Below are 3574 nucleotides of genomic sequence, written 5' to 3'. Positions count from 1 at the left end.
CGTCACCGCGGGCGTGCTGCGCGAGGCCGCCGCGGACGGGCACCCGGTGTGGATCGGCTACGCCGACGACGCCGGCGGCGTGCGGCCGCTGCTGGTGCGGCCGCTACGCGTCGAGGGCGGCCGGCTGCGGGCCACCGTCGCCGAGCAGGACGCGGCGCGCACGTTCCTGCTGCACCGGATCAGCGGGGCCCGCCCCGCCGAGTAGCCATCGGCGGCCGCCGCCTCAGAAGATCCGCACCCGCTGCTGCGGCGCGAGCCACAGCCCGTCGCCCACGGCGGTCCCGAACGCGTCGTGGTAGGCGTCGACGTTGCGGACGGTGTTGGCGCGCAGGTCGGCGGGTGCGTGCGGGTCGATCGCGAGCAGGCGCCGCGCCTCCTCCTGCCGGGCCGTGCTGCGCCACACCTGCGCCCAGCCGAGGAAGAACCGCTGGATCCCGGTCCAGCCGCCGAGCTGCGGCGCCTCGTCGCCACCAGCGATCCGGTAGGCCGACAGCGCCAGCTCCAGCCCGCACAGGTCGCCGATGTTCTCCCCGACGGTCAGCCCGCCGTTGACCTGCTGGTCGGGCACCTCCCGCGGGGAGAGCTCGTCGAACTGGGCGATCAGCCGGGCCGCCCGCTCGTCGAACGCCTCCCGGTCCGCCTCGGTCCACCAGTCGGTCAGCGACCCGTCACCGGCGTAGCGGCTGCCCTGGTCATCGAAGCCGTGCCCGATCTCGTGGGCGATGACGGCGCCGATCCCGCCGTAGTTGACGGCGTCGTCGGCGTCGACGGAGAAGAACGGCGGCTGCAGGATGGCGGCCGGGAAGACGATCTCGTTGAGCATCGGGTGGTAGTAGGCGTTGACGGTCTGCGGCGTCATCAGCCACTCCTCCCGGTCGACCGGCCGGCCCGCCTTGGCCAGCTCCCGGTCGGTCTCCACGGCCGAGCCCCGGCGCACGTTGCCCAGCAGGTCGTCCGGGCGCACCTCGAAGGCGCTGTAGTCCTTCCACCGGGTCGGGTGCCCGATCTTCGGGCGGAACGCGGCCAGCTTCTCCAGCGCCCGCTCCCGGGTCTGCGGGCCCATCCACTCCAGCTCGCCGATCCGGTGGCGGAACGCCTCGATGACGTTGGCCACCAGGGCGGCCATCCGCTCCCGGGCCTCGGGCGGGTAGTGGCGCTCGACGTAGAGCTGCCCGGCGGCCTCCCCCAGCAGCCCCTCGACGAGGGAGACGCCGCGCTTCCACCGCTCCCGCAGCTGTGGGGTACCGGACAGCGTGCGCCCGTGGAAGTCGAAGTGGGCCTCGACGTACTCGTCCGGGAGGTAGGGCGCGGTCCCGTCCAGCAGCCGGACGACCAGCCAGGCCCGCCAGTCCCCGACCGGCACCTCGCGCAGCGCGGTGGCGATCGCGGTGACGACGTCGGGCTGCCGCACCACCAGCTGGTCGAAGGCGCCCGCCGGGCCGCCCATCCCCTCGCGCCAGGCGGCCCAGTCCCACCCCTCGCTGATGCCGGCCAGCTCCTCGGCCGACATCCGGGTGTAGGAGGCGACCGCGTCACGGGCCGCCACCCGGTCCCAGTGCGCGTCGGCGATCCGGGTCTCCAGCGCGAGCACCCGGCCGACCGGGTCCTCGGCGAGGTCGATCCCGGCGCGTTCCAGCGCTGGCGCGGCCAGCTCCAGCAGCCGCTGCAGGTAGCGGCGGTAGGCCTCGCGGACCTCGGCGTGCTGCGCGGCGTGGTAGTAGTCCTCGTCCGGCAGCCCGATGCCTCCCTGGTGCAGGTAGGCGATCGCCACCTCGGGGTCGCCGGCGTCGGCGGTCACGAACCCGTCCAGCAGGCCGGAGAGCCCGTGCCGCTGCAGCCGGGCCGACTCGCGCACCACGTCCGAGGCGTCAGCGACCGCGGCCAGCCGGGCCAGGTCGTCGTCCAACGGGGCGGTGCCCAGCTCGGCGACCCGCGCGGTGTCCATGAAGCTCGCGTACAGCGCCCCCACCTTGCCCTCGGCCGTGGTCGGGTCCGGGTGCGCGGCGGCGGCCTCCTCGATGAGCGCCCGGACGTCGGCCTCGGCCTGCTCGCGCAGCAGATCGAACGCCCCGTAGCGGCCCCGGTCCGCCGGGATCTCCGCCGTCTGCAGCCACCGTCCGTTGACGTGGCCGAACAGGTCGTCCTGCGGCCGGGTGGCCGGGTCGATGTGGTCGCGGTCGATCCCCGCGTCGCCCTGGCCGTGGTCGGTGCCGGCGGCGGCGCGGGAGGCACTGCTGGTGCTGGACATGCTGACGTCCTCGTCTCTGTCGCGCGATGGTGCTTTTCGGGGCCACGGTATAGGCCGTGCCCGCCGCTACCGGGCAGCCGGGCGAGCCGAGCGGGGCGGGCACCGGAACAGGCCGGCCACGACCGGCGTTCCACCGCCCGTGGAGCGACGCGACGTGGTGGTGATCGGGGCCGGCCAGGCCGGGCTCGCGGCCGCCTACCACCTGCGGCGGCTGGGGTTCGGCGACGGTGACGTCGCCGTGCTGGACGCCAACGAGGCGCCCGGGGGCGCCTGGCAGCACCGCTGGGACTCCCTCACCATGCACGACGTGCACGGCGTGGCCGACCTGCCGGGGGCACCGGTGCCCGGCCACGACCCGGCCGAGCGGGCCAACGTCGTGGTGCCGGCCTACTTCACCGACTACGAGGCGCGCCACCGGCTACCGGTGCGGCGGCCGGTCCGCGTCACCGCGGTGCGGCCGCTGGACGACGACCCCGACGGCCCGCTGCAGGTCGACACCGACCGGGGCAGCCTGCTCACCCGGTCTCTGGTCAACGCGACCGGGACCTGGGAGCGGCCGTTCCTGCCGCACTACCCCGGGATGGAGTCCTTCCGCGGCCGGCAGCTGCACACCGCCGACTACGCCGGTCCGCAGCAGCTGGCCGGCCACCGCGTCGTCGTCGTCGGCGGCGGGCTCTCGGCGGTGCAGATCCTCGGCGAGGTCGCGCCGGTCGCGGCCGCCACGACCTGGGTGACGCGGCGCGAGCCGGTCTGGCGCGAGGGCCCGTTCGACGAGCGGGCCGGCCGGGACGCGGTGGCCCTCGTCGAGGACCGGGTCGCGCGGGGACTGCCGCCGCAGAGCGTGGTGTCGGTGACCGGGCTGCTGCTGCGCCCGCAGGAGCAGGAGGCCGCGCGGCTGGGGGCCTACCGCCGCCGGCCGATGTTCGAGCGGATCGAGCCGCACGGGGTGCGGTGGGCCGACGGGACGGTCGAGCCGGCGGACGTCATCCTCTGGGCGACCGGCTTCCGTCCTGCGCTCGGTCACCTGGCGCCGCTGCGGCTGCGCTCCCCCGAGGGCGGGGTCCAGCTGGTGGCGCCCTTCGACCGGCACACCTTCACCACCGCCGCGGCCGACGGCCGGGTGCACCTGGTCGGGTACGGGCCCTCCGCCTCGACCATCGGCGCCACCCGGGCCGGCCGGATGGTCGCGCGGGCGGTGGCCCGCCAGCTCGGCGAGGGGGCGGCCGCCGCCACCCGGCCGTACCGGCAACGGCGGTCACACCCAGCGACTACCCGGTCGTGGAGCGCGACGACCGCACCGTGCGTGCGTTCAAGGACGACGTCATG

3 protein-coding genes are annotated in these 3574 nt (G+C 75.7%); 2 read left to right on the top strand and 1 reads right to left on the bottom strand.

Annotated elements, in window-relative coordinates:
• Positions 1 to 205: WYL domain-containing protein (locus GFJ45_RS16555; RefSeq protein ID WP_194288725.1), on the top strand; the 205-nt coding region annotated here is incomplete at its 5' end.
• A gap of 18 nt (positions 206 to 223) precedes the next feature.
• Here GFJ45_RS16555 and GFJ45_RS15630 read toward each other — a convergent pair.
• Positions 224 to 2248 carry a M13 family metallopeptidase gene (locus GFJ45_RS15630; RefSeq protein WP_153398901.1) on the bottom strand — a complete coding sequence of 675 codons (2025 nt, stop codon included), beginning with the start codon at positions 2246 to 2248 and terminating at the stop codon, positions 224 to 226.
• A 139-nt stretch (positions 2249 to 2387) separates the two neighbouring features.
• On the opposite strand from GFJ45_RS15630, the gene GFJ45_RS15625 reads away from it, so the two are divergent.
• Positions 2388 to 3574: FAD-dependent oxidoreductase (locus tag GFJ45_RS15625; protein WP_153398898.1), on the top strand; the 1187-nt coding region annotated here is incomplete at its 3' end.

The organism is Ornithinicoccus halotolerans (assembly GCF_009602535.1).
Classification (GTDB): domain Bacteria; phylum Actinomycetota; class Actinomycetes; order Actinomycetales; family Dermatophilaceae; genus Ornithinicoccus; species Ornithinicoccus halotolerans.
This window is presented reverse-complemented; position numbering and strand designations above follow the sequence as displayed.